This window comes from Rhodovibrio sodomensis (genome assembly GCF_016583645.1).
Lineage (GTDB): Bacteria > Pseudomonadota > Alphaproteobacteria > Kiloniellales > Rhodovibrionaceae > Rhodovibrio > Rhodovibrio sodomensis.
Genome location: NZ_NRRL01000252.1, coordinates 1 through 1,573, shown reverse-complemented (window position 1 = coordinate 1,573; position 1,573 = coordinate 1). Strand labels below are relative to the sequence as shown.

Genomic DNA, 1,573 nt, shown 5'->3' with positions numbered 1-1,573 from the left:
GAGGGCTGATGTCGGCCATCTGGGAAACTCCTGTCCTGAGAGTTGGTGGTCGGCAACCCCATCGTCTCAGGCAGGAGACCCGCCCGCACCTGTTATCCGCTAACCCCCGCGATAGCGGGTTCGTTCATTCACGCGATCACATCGTCCGCGGCGGGTACGTGCTCACCCCACCCCCTGTAGTTCGGGCGATGTGAGCTGCTTTGCGCGCTCCATATTCGCCGGTTGACCCCAGGACTCGGGGTGTGATTCCAGAATGGTATGAGTCGGCGGGAGGAACTGAAGCAGTATTCCAAAGACGAGCTGATCGACTACATCCTGGCGCTGGAAAAGCGTATCGCGGCTATCGAGGCCAGGCTGAACCAGCCGCGCAAGACCTCGCAGAACTCCTCCCGCGCGCCGTCGCAGGACGAGAAGCCGAACAAGCCACGCAGACGCAAAGCCGGCAAGACGGGCAAGGGCGGCCAGGGCCAGGCGCGCTCGCTGGAGCCCAACCCGGACCGCACGGTCGCGGCGCCGGCCAACAACTGCCCGAGCTGCGGCGGCCACGTCGGCCCGGAGCATCAGACCCTCAAAGACCGTTACGACCGCATCGAGATCCCGCCGGTGCGCCCGGACGTCACCCGCGTCCATCAGTACCAGGGCGAATGTCCGTGCTGCGGCGAGCGCTTCGCCGCGACCCCGCCGGACGGGCTCAAGCCCGGCTCGCCGTTCGGGCGCAGCGTCGAGGAGAAGGTGATCTACCTGCACACCATCCACGCCATCAGCTACCAGCGTCTGTCGGCTTTGATGCTGGATATGTTCGGCGTGTCGATCAGCGAGGGCACGATCGCCAACATCCTCGCCCGCGCCAAGGAGCAGGTGGACGCCGCGGTCGCCGACATCACCGCGGAGCTGCGCCAGGCCGGCGTGATCGGCTGCGACGAGACCGGCGCTCGGGTAGCCGGCCAGAAATACTGGCAATGGGTGTTCGGCTGCGCCACCGCGGTGCTGCACAAGGTGGCGCCCAGCCGCGGCAAGGCGGTCGTCCGGGAGGTGCTCGGCGAGCATGTCCCGGAGGTCTGGGTCTCCGACCGCTTCGCCGCGCAGACCGGGCACGGTGAAAGCCGGCAGCTCTGCCTCGCCCACCTGCTACGGGACGCGCAGTACGCCATCGACGCCGGCGACACGGTGTTTGCCCCGCCGCTCAAGGACCTCCTGCTGCGTGCCGTCGATATCGCCCGGCGGCGCGAGGATCTCCAGAAGAGCACGCTCTACCAGTACCGATGTCGCCTCGACCGCGATCTCGATGAGCTGGTCACGCGGCCATCGGACAGCCGCGCCGGCGAGAAGCTGCGCGGGCAGATCCGGCGCGTGCGCTGCGAGCTGTTCGTGTGCGTCACCAACCCGGGTGTGCCGGCGACCAACAACGCCAGCGAGCGCTACCTCCGCCCGGCCGTAATTTTCAGGAATTATGCGGAGCCCACGATTATGCGGAGCGTTGATCGCAAGCGCGCAAATCAGGGCGAAATTGGAGCGGGCCAACTCCGCATAACGAGAGCGCGCATGACCCCTGGAACGGCGGGAGCGGCTGGAG

General features: G+C 67.0%; 1 protein-coding gene. It reads left to right on the top strand.

Annotated elements, in window-relative coordinates:
• Positions 1-258: 258 nt before the first annotated feature.
• A partial coding sequence (gene tnpC / locus CKO28_RS27540; RefSeq protein WP_200344711.1) for an IS66 family transposase occupies positions 259-1,573 on the top strand: 1,315 nt, incomplete at its 3' end.